At 38.4% G+C, this 13712-nt stretch carries 14 protein-coding genes and 1 other annotated feature; of the genes, 3 read left to right on the top strand and 11 right to left on the bottom strand.

The genetic code is table 11. The annotated features are described in order from the left end of the window. Window positions 1-58 precede the first annotated feature (58 nt). Entirely contained in the window at window positions 59-991 is a 933-nt protein-coding gene (locus AWH02_RS01595; RefSeq protein ID WP_060553660.1) for a CPBP family intramembrane glutamic endopeptidase, read from the bottom strand. 194 nt (window positions 992-1185) lie between these two features. On the opposite strand from AWH02_RS01595, the gene AWH02_RS01590 reads away from it, so the two are divergent. Continuing rightward, complete coding sequence (locus AWH02_RS01590) at window positions 1186-3354, top strand: ABC transporter substrate-binding protein/permease (protein ID WP_060553661.1); 2169 nt, start codon at window positions 1186-1188, stop codon at window positions 3352-3354. After that, a complete protein-coding gene (locus tag AWH02_RS01585) occupies window positions 3354-4094 on the top strand; it encodes an amino acid ABC transporter ATP-binding protein (RefSeq protein WP_045502740.1) in 741 nt (246 codons plus the stop codon). The genes AWH02_RS01590 and AWH02_RS01585 overlap by 1 nt, the downstream gene beginning before the upstream one ends. 69 nt (window positions 4095-4163) lie before the next feature. Here the strand turns inward: AWH02_RS01585 and gloA are convergent, their stop codons facing one another. The 6 genes from gloA to AWH02_RS01555 all read right to left on the bottom strand — a co-directional run bounded on the left by gloA (window position 4164) and on the right by AWH02_RS01555 (window position 7262). After that, the gene (gloA, locus tag AWH02_RS01580) at window positions 4164-4544 is read right to left on the bottom strand and encodes a lactoylglutathione lyase (protein WP_000157141.1); all 381 of its coding nucleotides are present in this window, start codon (window positions 4542-4544) and stop codon (window positions 4164-4166) included. Between the two features lie 133 nt (window positions 4545-4677). Next, window positions 4678-5037: a 50S ribosomal protein L20 gene (gene rplT, locus AWH02_RS01575; protein ID WP_000124830.1), complete on the bottom strand. Its 360-nt coding sequence runs from the start codon at window positions 5035-5037 to the stop codon at window positions 4678-4680. A 50-nt stretch (window positions 5038-5087) separates the two neighbouring features. Continuing rightward, complete coding sequence (gene rpmI, locus AWH02_RS01570; protein ID WP_001125942.1) at window positions 5088-5288, bottom strand: 50S ribosomal protein L35; 201 nt, start codon at window positions 5286-5288, stop codon at window positions 5088-5090. Window positions 5289-5322: 34 nt separating this feature from the next. After that, a complete protein-coding gene (infC, locus tag AWH02_RS01565; protein WP_060553662.1) occupies window positions 5323-5853 on the bottom strand; it encodes a translation initiation factor IF-3 in 531 nt (176 codons plus the stop codon). Between the two features lie 116 nt (window positions 5854-5969). After that, window positions 5970-6099: a sequence feature (ribosomal protein L20 leader region), on the bottom strand. A 26-nt stretch (window positions 6100-6125) separates the two neighbouring features. Further along, a complete protein-coding gene (gene cmk, locus AWH02_RS01560) occupies window positions 6126-6803 on the bottom strand; it encodes a (d)CMP kinase (protein ID WP_060553663.1) in 678 nt (225 codons plus the stop codon). Window positions 6804-6812: 9 nt separating this feature from the next. Continuing rightward, window positions 6813-7262 (bottom strand): SAG1386/EF1546 family surface-associated protein, encoded by a 450-nt coding sequence (locus AWH02_RS01555; RefSeq protein ID WP_012000446.1) that lies wholly within the window; start codon window positions 7260-7262, stop codon window positions 6813-6815. A 45-nt stretch (window positions 7263-7307) separates the two neighbouring features. Here AWH02_RS01555 and AWH02_RS01550 point away from each other — a divergent pair, with 45 nt between their 5' ends. After that, complete coding sequence (locus AWH02_RS01550; protein WP_282187967.1) at window positions 7308-7505, top strand: ferredoxin; 198 nt, start codon at window positions 7308-7310, stop codon at window positions 7503-7505. On the opposite strand, the gene AWH02_RS01545 is transcribed toward AWH02_RS01550, so the two are convergent. The 4 genes from AWH02_RS01545 to AWH02_RS01530 form a co-directional block, all read right to left on the bottom strand. Then, window positions 7502-7990 (bottom strand): EbsA family protein, encoded by a 489-nt coding sequence (locus AWH02_RS01545; protein WP_060553665.1) that lies wholly within the window; start codon window positions 7988-7990, stop codon window positions 7502-7504. The two genes, AWH02_RS01550 and AWH02_RS01545, sit on opposite strands and share 4 nt — an antisense overlap. A gap of 149 nt (window positions 7991-8139) precedes the next feature. Then, window positions 8140-10608, bottom strand: a complete 2469-nt coding sequence (locus AWH02_RS01540) for an LTA synthase family protein (protein WP_060553666.1) — start codon at window positions 10606-10608, stop codon at window positions 8140-8142. Beyond that, the gene (locus AWH02_RS01535; protein WP_060553667.1) at window positions 10605-12353 is read right to left on the bottom strand and encodes a rhamnan synthesis F family protein; all 1749 of its coding nucleotides are present in this window, start codon (window positions 12351-12353) and stop codon (window positions 10605-10607) included. Before AWH02_RS01535 ends, AWH02_RS01540 begins: the two co-directional genes overlap by 4 nt. Window position 12354: 1 nt before the next feature. Continuing rightward, entirely contained in the window at window positions 12355-13704 is a 1350-nt protein-coding gene (locus tag AWH02_RS01530) for a glycosyltransferase family 2 protein (protein ID WP_060553668.1), read from the bottom strand. Window positions 13705-13712 lie beyond the last annotated feature (8 nt).

Raw genomic sequence — 13712 nt, 5'->3', positions numbered from 1 at the left:
TGAATTTATAATAGCATATTATTTGAGGATGAGCGAAAGAGAGCCGTTCGCATTGTTTCTAAATCTTTCCCACTAAACCAGTCAAACTACCGTCTTTTTTCATCTTGATAAGCAAGTAAAGCACGGCCAGCAAGAGAATGAGCGAGCTGAAAATAGAAGCTTCAGCGCCGAAAGCTCCACCAGTCAACCAGCTCCATTCTGACTTAGGGATAAAGTTCAGGACTGCAGCGTCAACATCAGTACCACTAACGCTGAAACCGTAGATATTGCCTTGGCTAAAGTTCCAAGCAGCATGAAGTCCTATAATCCCCCAGATATTGTCCGTCCGGAGCAGATAGAGACTTGCAAAGAGTCCAAATAAGGCAATGTTAAGAATGGGAAGAATACCAATATCTGGATTGCCTAGGTGCAAAAGTGCAAATAGTAGGCTCGAAGTCAGCAAACCGATGGGCAGGTTGGTCTTTTTGACAGCAACTGGCAGCAGCCAAGCCCGTGTCACTAGCTCTTCTGCTCCACCCTGAATCATCCAAAGCGGAAGCAAAATCAAGATATAGAGAAAAGGTTCCAGTGTCAGCTGTCCCCATTCGAAAGAGCCAGCTCCGCTCAACAGCATAAGCAGAGCGACTAGACTAAAGAGGAGAAAACCTACTGCCAAGCCTTTGACTAGCCCCACCAAGCTTCCTTTTTTGACAAAGCCTAGAGTCGCGAGCGGTCGTCCTTCAGCCCAGTGCACCCAAAGAAAGAGAGCCAGTATCATAAATACAAAGCCGAACAAGAGAAAAGGCAGGGCAAAATTGAAGAAGATTTCAAAGAATCCACCTTGGCCTAAAAAACCTAGCATAAAACTGAGGACAGCCGAAATTGGCTCCAAAGCCAGATAGGCCAACTGCTGTCCTCCTTGCACGAAAACAACTGCTAGTAAAAGAGACAAAATATAAGGAGGGACAAAGCGAGCTTGATTGACTCCGTCTAAGATACTCGATTTTTTCATAAGAACCTCATTCTATCCTTGCTTTCATTTATTTCCAGTATAGCAGACTTTGCTTTAAGTACAAAGAAAAGTTTCGGCTCAACTTACAAAAATAGAGAGTTTATATGTTAGAAAACCTAACATATAAACAGGAGAAATTTGCCTAATCAATGATTTTCTGCTATAATGCTAGAATGCTAAAAAGGAGGAAGAAAATGAAGAAAAAATTCTTAGCAGTCTTGCTAACATTATTTCCATTTTTTGCGTTAGGGGCGACAGCCCAGGCAGATACGGTCAAAATCGTATCCGATACTGCTTACGCACCATTTGAATTTAAAGATTCTGATCAGACTTACAAGGGGATTGACGTTGATATCATCAACAAGGTTGCAGAAATCAAAGGCTGGGACATTGACATGAGCTTCCCAGGCTTCGATGCAGCCGTCAATGCGGTCCAAGCTGGCCAGGCGGATGCCATTATGGCTGGTATGACCAAGACAAGCGAGCGCGAAAAAGTCTTTACCATGTCTGATACCTACTATGACACTAAGGTCGTTATCGCGACACGAAAAGAAAATACCATCAGCAAATATGAACAGCTGAAAGGGAAGAAAGTCGGTGTCAAAACAGGAACCGCTGCCCAACGTTTTCTTGAGAAGAACAAGGATAAGTATGGCTACACTCTCAAAACCTTTGACACGGGTGACTTGATGTATAACAGCCTTTCTGCTGGGGATGTCGATGCAGTGATGGATGATCAGCCTGTCATTGAGTACGCCATCAATCAAGGCCAAAATCTGAAAATTTCTATGAAGGGTGAGGCTGTTGGAAGCTTTGCTTTCGGTGTCAAAAAAGGTAGCAAACATGAGCACCTAGTTACCGAGTTTAACGAGGCTTTGGCACAGATGAAGGAAGACGGCAGTCTGGAAGAAATCATCAATAAATGGACGGCTTCTAAAGGCAGCTCTGACTCCGCTGTCCCAGAGACTTTTACTCCTGCAGGTCAAAAAGCTACTCCAACAAAAGACAAATACATCATTGCCAGCGACTCATCTTTTGCTCCTTTTGTCTTCCAAAATGACAGCAACCAATACACTGGTATTGACATGGAGCTGATTAAGGCTATTGCAAAAGACCAAGGCTTTACTGTGGAAGTAACCAACCCTGGCTTTGATGCAGCTATCAATAGCGTTCAGACCGGTCAGGCTGACGGAATTATCGCCGGCATGTCTGTCACCGATGCCCGCAAGAAAACTTTTGACTATTCTGACCCTTACTATACAGCCAACTCTATCTTGGCAGTCAAGGACAGCAGCAATATCAAGTCCTACGAGGAACTCAAGGGCAAGACCGTCGGTGTCAAAACCGGTACCGCTTCTCAGACGTTCCTTGAGGAAAACAAGAGCAAGTACGGCTACTCTATCAAAACATTCTCAGATGCAGCTTCCATGTATGACAGCCTTAACACTGGCTCTGTCGCAGCTGTGATGGATGATGAGCCCGTTGTCAAATACGCTATCAAACAAGGCAAGAACCTTAAAACACCTATTGAAGGTACACCAAGTGGCCAAGTCGCTTTCGCAGTTAAAAAAGGCAGCAATCCTGAGTTGATTGAGATGTTTAACAATGGACTGGCCAACCTCAAAGAAAGCGGCAAGTACCAAGAGATTTTAGACAAGTATCTGGCTAGCGAAGAAAAAGAATCCACTGTAGATGAGTCCACTATTTGGGGCTTGCTGCAAAACAACTACAAAGAACTTCTTAAAGGTCTGGGAGTGACGATTGCTTTGGCACTGATTTCATTTGCGATTGCTATGGTCATCGGGATTATCTTTGGTATGTTCAGCGTCAGCCCTTATAAACCGCTGCGCTGGATTGCAGAAATCTTTGTCGATGTCATTCGTGGTATTCCACTGATGATTGTGGCAGCCTTTATCTTCTGGGGTATTCCTAACTTAATCGAATCCATGACTGGCCAACAGAGCCCAATCAATGCTTTCGTTGCAGGAACCATCGCCCTCTCTCTCAATGCCGGAGCCTATATCGCAGAAATTGTCCGTGGAGGTATTCAGGCCGTTCCTGTTGGACAGATGGAAGCCAGCCGCAGCTTGGGGATTTCCTACTCCAAGACCATGCGCAAGATTATCCTTCCACAGGCAACCAAGATTATGCTGCCAAACTTTGTCAATCAGTTTGTCATCGCACTCAAGGATACAACGATTGTCTCAGCTATTGGACTGGCTGAGCTCTTCAAAACTGGTAAGGACATCATCGCCCGCAACTATCAGAGTTTCCGGATGTATGCTATCCTAGCCGTGCTCTATCTCATCATTATCACGCTCTTGACCCGCTTGGCAAAACGCTTAGAAAAGAGGATTAAGTAATGGCAAAATTAAAAATTGATGTAAATGACCTTCACAAATACTATGGAGAAAATGAAGTTCTTAAAGGTATAACTGCTAAGTTTTATGAGGGGGACGTCGTTTGTATTATCGGGCCTTCTGGATCAGGAAAGTCAACTTTTCTTCGCAGTCTTAACTTACTCGAAGAAGTTACTAGCGGTACCATCACTGTTGATGGATTTGACTTAACTGACAAAAAGACCAATGTCGACTTAGTTCGTGAAAATATCGGAATGGTTTTCCAACACTTCAACCTATTTCCACATATGACTGTTCTTGAAAACATCACCTTCGCTCCCGTTCAGCATAAGCGTATGAGCCAAGCTGAAGCGGATGCCCTGGGAATGGAATTGCTAGAAAAGGTTGGACTCGCTGACAAAGCCGATGCTAGCCCTAATAGCCTTTCTGGTGGCCAAAAACAACGTGTCGCTATCGCGCGTGGCTTAGCCATGAACCCTGATATTATGCTCTTTGACGAGCCTACTTCTGCTCTTGACCCAGAAATGGTCGGTGATGTTCTAAATGTAATGAAAGAATTAGCAGAACAAGGTATGACTATGATTATCGTAACTCACGAAATGGGCTTTGCGCGTCAAGTGGCTAATCGTGTTATCTTTACAGCTGATGGTGAATTCCTTGAAGATGGAAAACCTGACCAAATCTTCGATAATCCTCAGCATCCACGCTTGCAAGATTTCCTAGACAAGGTTCTAAATGTATAAAATAACTCCGGCAAAAAAACATTGCCGGAGTTATTTATTTATCTTTTGAAATAGTAAACTATAAACCAATTATTTCTCGCGAATCACTTCGACCTTGTAGCCATCAGGATCTTTAACAAAGTAATAGTTTGGTGGATTACCTGGTAGACCCTTTGGTTCGGTAACCTCATAACCTTTAGCACTATGTTCCTGATGGAGAGCCTCAAGATCAGGTGTACTAAGAGCGATGTGAGCGAATCCATCCCCTACGACATAAGGACCGTGATCATAATTATAAGTTAATTCTAATTCATAGTCGTCACCATCAAGTCCTAGATAGACAATGGTGAAGGCATAATCTGGAAAATCCTTGCGACGCAATTCTTTAAATCCGAAAGCATCTTGATAAAAAGCGATTGATTTTTCAAGGTTCTCCACTCTCAAGCAAGTATGTAGCATTTTTGAAGCCATAAGATATAATTCCTCCTTTTGTACATTATAACATTTTTAAAACCAAGTTCCCATTTATCGATTTTATAAATCGTTATATTTTTTTACAATCAGCATTTTAAAAACAAAAAAGGTCCCTGAGGACCAATTTTAATTATTTGCCAAGTTTTGCTTTAGCTGCATCAGCAAGAGCTGTGAAAGCTGCTGCATCGTTAACAGCCAAGTCAGCAAGCATTTTACGGTTAACTTCAATCTCAGCCAATTTCAAACCATGCATCAATTGTGAGTATGAAAGTCCATTCAAACGAGCAGCCGCATTGATACGAGTAATCCACAATTTACGGAAGTCACGTTTTTTCTGACGACGGTCACGGTATGCATAGTAGTAAGAGTTCATTACTTGCTCTTTTGCAGTACGGAACAAGATATGTTTTGCTCCATAGTAACCTTTTGCTAATTTAAGAATACGTTTACGACGTTTGCGCGATACAACGCCACCTTTAACACGTGCCATGTTTTATTTCCTCCAATATTTCCTAGAATAATTCAGTGATTAACTTGCTCTTATTTCAAGCGAGTAAGCATTGCTTTGATACGTTTGAAATCTCCTGAATGCACCATAGATGCTTTACGAAGATGACGACGTTGTTTCTTAGTTTTTCCGTGGAAACGGTGTGAAGTGTAAGCACGGAAACGTTTCAAGCCACCAGAACCTGTACGTTTGAAACGTTTAGCTGATGCGCGGTGTGTTTTTTGTTTTGGCATGATAAATTTCTCCTTTTTTTAACTTTTGACAAAATTATTTTTTGTCTGGAAGCGGTGCTAACTGCATAAACATTTGACGTCCATCCATCTTAGCTCTTTGCTCAATAATGGCAACATCTTGAGTTGCTTCAGCAAATTCCGCTAAAACTTTAGCCCCAATCTCTTTATGGGTAATCATCCGCCCTTTGAAGCGAATGGAAACTTTAACTTTATTTCCTTTTTCAAGGAACTTGTGTGCATTGCGAAGCTTAGTATCAAAGTCTCCCTTATCAATGGTCGGACTAAGACGAACTTCTTTTACAGTTACAACGCTTTGTTTTTTACGTTGTTCCTTTTGTTTTTTCTGATACTCAAATTTGAACTTCCCATAGTCCATAATTTTCGCAACAGGCGGCTTAGCTTGCGGTTGAATCAAAACTAAGTCCACATTAGCATCGTCAGCAAGTGCTTGCGCTTCACTAAGTGGCTTAATTCCTAATTGCTCACCTTCAAGACCAATTAAACGAACTTCACGTACACGGATTTCATCATTGATGAATAAGTCTTGCTTTGCTATAGTTTTCACCTCTTTTTAATTTTTCTACTCTTCCAAATCTGAATCAAAATTTTAGAACTCAATGCTTATGTCATAAATCGACCAGCATTTAATTAATTAATTTAGACCAAACTTAGTTGAGTATTCGAGAAAAACAAGAGCGGACTTGCTAACGCAAGCCCGCACTACATGATAGTATTTCATTACTGAAACTTAATCCGTAGAGCCAGACAACGTTAGTCGCAAGGCGAGAAGCTCTCACTTCTGCTTTTCTCAACTCTACTATCATACCAAGTTTCTTCTTACTTGTCAAGAATTTTTTTTGCTTTTTCCTCAATAAATGCAACTACATCAGAAATACTAACTCCAGTTGTATCAAATGTGATGGAGTCTTCGGCCGGGCGTAAAGGAGAAACACTACGGTGACTATCTTTATAATCTCGGTCAGCAATCTCCTTCTTCAAGACTTCAAGATCTGCCGAAATTCCTCTTTCTAGATTATCTTTATAGCGACGTTCAGCACGTTCATCAACTGAAGCCACTAAGAAAATCTTGAGCTCGGCATCTGGTAGCACGACCGTGCCAATATCACGACCATCCATAACAATGCCACCTTGACTGGCAATCTGTTGCTGAAGAGATACTAATTTTTCCCGAACTTCTGGAATAGCAGAAACCCAAGAAACATTATTGGTAACATCATTTTCGCGAATAGGATTGGTCACATCTACATCACCAACAAAAACTAACTGTTGACCAGACTCAGAACGACCGAAACTCACAGAATAGTCATCCAACAGTCTAATAATATCTTCTGTATCTGCAGCAGTCAGCTGATGTTGCAAAGCCAGGTAAGTTGCTGCACGATACATAGCCCCTGTATCAAGATAAGTATAACCCAAATCTTTAGCAATTATTTTTGCAACCGTGGACTTCCCACTGGAAGCTGGACCATCAATTGCGATTTGAATCTGTTTCATAGTGTCCTCCTAACGAGTTTTAACAACATCGCCTGGATTAGCATACCATGATCCAGTTGTCATATGAGAGGGGTTTAAGCGTTCTAATTCAGCAATAGAAATTCCAGCTCTAGCAGCAATGGCTGCTTCTCCTTCTCCAGCTTGAACAGTAATAGTTCCTTCAGATGAAGCTGTTGTGCTTTCAGAACTAGTTTCAGAGCTTGCAGCAGGTGCAGAACTAGCTACTTGACTACTAGCAGGTGCACTAGTATCAAGAAAACCTTCTTTAGCGGCTTTTTTCCCACCGCCACCAACAGAAAGATAAATCATTCCTGCAACAATCACAATGACCATGATGAAGAAAATAACCGCTAAAATAGTTAGTACTCTATTCGCTAAAACATCACTCGATTTTTTTGTTCTTTTCAAATCTTTTTCTCCATTATCGTAAATATCTTCTTCCCATGGTTCTTTTGCCATGACTTCCTCCTTGAATTTTTCTAAAAATCTTATTACAATATGACTATGAAAGTAACACTCATTCCAGAACGATGCATTGCTTGCGGGCTCTGCCAAACCTATTCTGAACTTTTTGATTACCATGACAATGGTATTGTCAAATTTTCTCACAATGACGAGCTCTTAGAAACTCATATTGAAAAATCAGATGATGTTCTTGAAGCAATCAAAAATTGTCCCACACGCGCTCTAAAAAAGGATTAAGAGTTTTTATCCTGATTAGCATAATAGGTTTCAAAGTAATCGATGTGTGTCAAGTTATCAACCAATTCGACTTCACCTTTAAAATGCTTATTTAAAGCTAAATCATTCACAAAATATTTTTTAGGCCACTTTCTCATACAAAAAGTTCGGCCTTTTTCTTTGCCATCAAAGTAAAGTGTGATCGATGTTTTTGTAACAGCCACTTTTCGAATGGTTGATATGTCGATTTTTGATGGCGTGAAGGGATTAGCTGTGATGATGCGTAAAATTCCATTATCATAAATGGTAAAATAACGATGAATTCCTACACCAAGTAAAACCATAAATAAAAACAGGAAAAACAAGACTAAAGTAGGAACATCTGAACTCTCATACATCAAAGACAGTCCAATAAAGATTGGAATGACAGATAAAGACCAATAAATAACTAAGATTGAAAGATCTGGCTGCCAATGATATCGAAGCTGTCCAAAAATCTTTATCATATCCTCACCCTCCTCTAACTAGTTTAGCATATTTTGAGAAAAAATGGGAGTATAAATCATCCTATAAAAAGATTATTTTATAAGAAATCTTCAAAATAAAAAGTGGAGAAATAACAACCTTTAGGATTGCTTTCAGCCACTTTTATGAACTATTGAGGGACTTTGAAAAATTCTTTAGATAAATATCCTTTACCAGCAACCATATCGTATTCAATCATTCGCATATCGTTGGCTATTTCTTGAGCCTCCGCATCCAGATTAGATTTATCTACACTCGCCTTATGTAATACTTCGGTTTGTAATGCGTAGTATGGCGAGACTTTAGAATTTGTTTGCTCCATGACTAAAGCTGAGAAATCACTGGAATTAACTAGTGGATAATTCAGTTTTGGTGTTTCATAGTTGCTCCAAACAAAATAATCTGTTAGGTATTGATTTTCTTCCTGGTTCTTAAAAATTGATGTTGGATACAATCCTGGTAAATGGTCACCGTAAAAGACAACTGTGATTTTCTTATTGATTTTTGACAGTTGATCAAGGAAATTTTTCGTTGCTATATCAGTTTGAAAAAGTAAACGGCTATAGAAGGTTAATTTTGAATTTTCTTCGTCAGTAAATCCCTCTCCTTTTCCTTCCATTGTTTCAGGATTCGCTTCAAGCCAAGGAGAATGGTTTTGCATCGTCATTACAGAAAAGAATTGATTATCGCCTTCTTTAATGTTATCCAAGACAATTTGGTAGGTTGAAGCATCACTAGGACTAACACCTTCTCTTTGATAACTAATTCCCTTTGTTTCTACGGTAATAAAACGATCGTAATTCAAATGATTATAGATATAGTTTCTTGAATAGTTTGCAGCACCTGCTAAGTGAAGAGCAATTCTATTTTTGCTTTCGTATAAGTCACTTATAACAGGAGTCTTATTCATCTTAGGAAAAACTTCTGTGTAAAGTATCGAAACACTTTGAGAAATATTATAAAATGGCAAACCAGTTAAAGTCTGGAATTCCATATTAGCTGTTCCGCCTCCATAACCATCCGATCTCATGAGACCACTAGTTGATTTAGTTTTTATTTCTTCAATATTTGGAATCGGATTTTCAGTCAGAGTGACCCCTTGTATGCGTCTTGGATCAGCAAAACTCTCACTCAATACATAAATAACTGTATGATCTTTTAAATTGTCAGTTCGAGCTTGATTGATCTCCTCTGCCTTTTTAGCATACTTCTCTTCTATTTCTTTTATCTTAGACGCCTTATAGCCTTCTGGTTTAGCCATTACTTCTGTCGTCAATTGATTTATCCAGACGTAAGCTAATGAGCGATAGCGAGCATTATTTGCATTACCAAGCCAGGTAATATCTTGTAAGTTATTCAGAACAGTAATGACAGGTATATTCCTTTTGACCTTTCCATTTTCCTTCTGAGCAAACACCTGAAAAATTCCAATCAAACACAAGAAAACACAAACCAGTCTTACAAACCTACGACTGAATTTTTGAATCATTTTTCCTTTGAAAAGGAAATAGTTAAGAATTAAAAATCCAATAATCAGTATAGTTAGCCATTTCAATGCTTCATTCATGTAAGAGGTATCCACAAAACTAAGCAAAGTACTTGGTGAAGAAAGCCAAATCATATCACTTGGTAAGACCGGCTCACCTCGCATGCTAAACTTGATTGAATTCGCAATTACAAATAAGCTCATTCCTCCAACCAAGATGACTGTTGTCAAAAAATACCGATTAATGAGCAGGTATAAGAACAAGAAGATCAAAAAGAGAATAATGATCTGAAGACTAGTCGCTCCAGGCAACTGGTAGTATTCTAAAAAAGGTGTTCCCTTACCAAGTCCCATTTGAATCAAATAGTTAAAGACAACTGCAGCTGTCATACTAGTTGCCACCGCTAAAGAATAGGAACTTCTATTTTTAAGTAAGTGACTTAAACCTCTTACAAAATGGTAGGAAATAAATGTTGCTAGCAGAGAGAATACTGCTACTATCACTGTTACAAGCCAGAAATGGTGTTCTGTAAACAATTCACTGCCATATTTGTGATTCAAAGTCATAAACCATTCAGTTTGGTAAAGTGCTTGAGGAAATTTACTATCTGTCAAAAGGAAAGATAGTAAAATTTGTGACAAAACAAGGAATTCAACATTGGATGACAATTGAATCTTGTTGAGACGAAAAGACACTATCTTTAAGGTCCTAAAGATCAGGGTTAAAATGGCAATAGCAGGTACTAACCACAATAAAACTGGAAAGAAATTCCTTTGAGAAAATATATGCTCAAACCAATTCCAACTTTTGTAGCTTTCATTATTAATATTTAAAGCATCCTCAACTAAATTTGACAAGAAGGAATACAAAAAATATATATAAGCTAAGCGAATCAGAGATACAAATTTAAAACGATAACAAGACAGTAAAATTGGAATGCTACCTAACCCAATGAGGTAAAAAATTCTTTCTTGCTTAATTAAAAGTCTTACTGCAGCAGTTGGATCAGTCTCCCTAACCAACTGGCTTTGAATTAAGAATAAATTGATAAAAAAGAATAAAATAGGCAGGATAAACAATAAAAAACGTTCTATTTTAACTGCTTTTTTCATGACTTGCCCTTCCCTAACAATCGTTTTAAGATATATTTGATAGCTCTTGCAGGTCCAATAAAGATGTATTTCATTGCCCCCTTGATTCCACCAATCTGGTTAAAATCGACAAAGGTATGAGGCTGTAAATCTTCTCGATTATTTAATTGCTTGTTATCGATAAAAGCTGTTAGTCCAAGTTGATTATAAGAAATCTTAAAGTCATACTGCTTGTCCCAAGCAATATAAACCAAAAGTCTTTCAATCGCATGTAGAATGGAATTTTGCGGAAGTGGCTCACTCGGAACATCATCCTCCGTCAAGTTCAAATCAAATAAAGGAGACAAGGCGTCATATTTAAACCAAACAAAGGTTCCATAACTCATGACAAAAGTGTTCATTTGCTTAAAGTCAACTTCTTTTTGACAATTCATGCGCTCCCACAGTTTATTCATCTCAGGAGAAATCAGGGCTTCATTCCAGGCCACTACAATTCTGTTAAATCGGAAGAAGCTAGGAATGTCAGCTATGACCAGCCCTAAGCGATCATCTTGTCCTAATTGACTAACTATCTGATCAGCCGGATGAACAAGCATGTTAATTAGCTCTTTACGCCAACTTTCTCCCGCCCAATAATCAGCCTCTTTAGATTTTTTTGTATGAAAATGTCCAATATAGTCATACTGAGATAGATGTTTCTTTAATTTGAGCATAGGAAGAACGTCTCTACCTACATTTCCTGTGACAAAAACTTCTGCTTTTCCTTGTTTTTCCTCTAAAATACCTAGTATCTCATTCTTTTTCTTTTCACTGTCTGTTGTAATGAATAAGTCATAAGAAAAGTGGAAAGATTCAAATGCATGAAGGAATTCAGCTAGTAAATCTACATAAAAAACATGAAGGTGGACAGCTATTTTCTTGTCAGGTATAGAAATTGGAAGAGACAAATCTAAAAGTTTCCTTCCAAGCAAGTACGGATAGTCAGGCAAATCAATGCGAGACATATGCTTGACAATCAAATCAACTGGATAGTTCGTTGTATTTTCAATGTCGTTTAAAATATAAGGCGTCAATCCTTCATTTGCAGCTATCGTTTTTACTTTGATAAATGGCACTCTGTTTTTTAGAATAGAGGTCGGATTATAGTAAGAAAAATCCGGATAGAGCATGCCTGAATCATCAGCCTGAATAGTATTAAAAACAGTCTGATAATGAAATCCTGCTTGGACTAAATTGGTTGTAACCTGAGTTTCATAATGGTCTATAACATCTTGAACTTCCGTATAGTCCTGAATGTTTTGCCAGAATAGTTGAAAGGATTCTGAATTGACTACATTTTTCTTAAAAGATAGATAATAACTTTGGATATGTTCATTAAAATCTTTGTCTTTACGATAATTCGTCATGCCCCAGAAATCAACGTTTCTATCATCTTCAAAATCTTGGTATATAGGCTCTAAATCCCACAAAGGTCCAAAGCATGTATCATTCATTAAAGTGACTGAATCATATTTTTTTAATTCTTCAAAGCCAACAGAATTCATTCCATCTCGCCAAGCAGCAAAATCAAAACCAATATTCTTTCTCAAAAGAACTTCATCAACTAGTTCTTTCTTCAATTCATCTTTCTGATCTTGGCTTATCTTGCTGTTTGAAATGAAAATCACCTTCCTAAAGAGGGGACGCATTTTTTCAAGCTGATAAAGTACATGTTCACTAATCTGATTGAATTTATTAAAGTGAACATATAAAAGTAATCGTTCCATTTTATTTCCTTATTCTTAAGAATTTCAAGATTTTTGTTGGGATTGTCCAACGTCTAGAATTGATAACAGTCTTGTAAGCTTTTTTCGTAGCCTCTAATTCAGCTTCAAGCTCTTCAATCTTATTGCTACTATCCAACATTTCCGCTGTAAACACTTTTCCGATATAATCGGGAGCAGACGCATCATCCACAGAAATCATCTTATAGCTCAATTGATAGATCGCTTCTTCTTCAACTTCATAAATCAACTGCGGATCAGGTTCGTTAAAGAGATACAAGTCATCAGTAATGACACCATTCGTATAGATAGGTAAGGAGACATTCCCATCAGGACCTCTCAATTCTACTTCAGAATAGTAACTTGGACGTTCCGAAAGATCTACACGAATAACAGAAGTTCCTTTAGGAATTTCAAAACTTATGCTATCTTCTTTTTGAAGTAGTTTAGTAAAGGTACGATCTTCTGAGTAAGCATTTTCACCATCCCCAAAATAAACTGTAACAGACTCCATCCCAATATGAGACAGAGAATCCATAGGCTTGGATAGACGAATTTCGTAAGTATTATTTCGTTCAAGAAGAATCTTAGTCATCTCTTTAAAATCTGCGTTGGGATATTTATCAAGATACTCTAGTTGTGTTTCTAACAACTTTTGAAAACGACGTTCTAATTTTCTAAAATCGCAAGGCCGCGAATCCGAACCTTGATTAATTGTATACGCAACCGTCGGTTCATCTAGAAAAGCTAAAGAGGTCCGTTGGAAGAGCTCCATTTGCAGATTAAAAGTATCATCTGATGTAGTTAAATCCAATTCTTGATTCACTTCTAGCATTAGGTCTCTATCGACCAACCAAGTAGATGCCATAGTAAATCCTCGGGTGGCCAACATTTTTTCATAGGTATCTGCAAGGTGGATTGTTTTGTTAGCAAAGCCCGCCTTAGAAACAAAGTCTCCCTTTTCATTATAGATATCAAAATCTGTATTAGACCACTTACAATCGGGCTCACTCTCCAATAAATCAACTTGCTTTTGAAGTTTTAGAGGATCCAGCCAGAAGTCATCACCATCGCAGCGAGCAATGTATTTCCCGCGCGCTTCTTTACAAATAGTAACCCATGTTTTAGCAATCCCTTGATTTTCATCATGATAAAAGGCACGAATTAAATCAGGAAAATTTGCTTGATAGTCTTGTATTATTTTGCGAGAGCCATCACTTGAGGCGTCATCCACCAAAATAATTTCAAAGGAAAAACTCGTTTTTTGAGTTAAAAAACTATCAATAGTTTTTTTCAACCACGGTTCTTTGTTAAAAACAGTACAAATAATCGAAACAAAAGGCGTCGTTTCCATATCTCCCT

It is taken from the genome of Streptococcus gordonii, from assembly GCF_001553855.1.
Classification (GTDB): Bacteria; Bacillota; Bacilli; order Lactobacillales; family Streptococcaceae; genus Streptococcus; species Streptococcus gordonii.
This window is presented reverse-complemented; position numbering and strand designations above follow the sequence as displayed.